Raw genomic sequence first — 500 nt, forward strand, 5'->3', positions numbered from 1 at the left:
TCGTAAGTTAGAGCAAGTGGGACTACAAGTTGACACGATATTAACCAGAGAGTGTGCCCCTGCAAAGCCTCACCCAGGAGCCTTGCAGCAACTATGTCGTGAGTGGCAACTCAAACCTTCTGAGGCGGTGTATGTGGGTGATTATCTGTACGACCTATTAGCAGCAGAACATGCTAACATGCATTCCTGTTTATATGCTCAAGATCACTTACCTGATTATGCTGAAAGGGCGGGCTTTGTGTGTAATGACTACGCATCTTTTTTCGATTTATTAGCCTCCTATATAGAAAAAAAATAAAGACAAACGCACCTGCTTGCTTAACTTTGCTTATCTTGCGAGATTGATCTGAATCAATCTTGGATAAAGAAGGCGAATAGGTGCGACAAAATGTCACTTCCTCCATAAAACCTCATCGATATACTCACCTCCAATCTAATCATAGATGAGGTTGAATGAGGGTGTTAGTGTGAGAGTAAATCAAACTTTTCGAAATATTTCG

At 41.4% G+C, this 500-nt stretch carries 1 protein-coding gene; it reads left to right on the forward strand.

Annotated elements, in window-relative coordinates:
* Nucleotides 1–298 (forward strand): HAD family hydrolase (locus tag A3761_RS00220; protein ID WP_156491445.1); only part of this gene is annotated, 298 nt, incomplete at its 5' end.
* Between the last annotated feature and the right edge of the window lie 202 nt (nt 299–500).

Source organism: Oleiphilus sp. HI0123, from assembly GCF_001635315.1.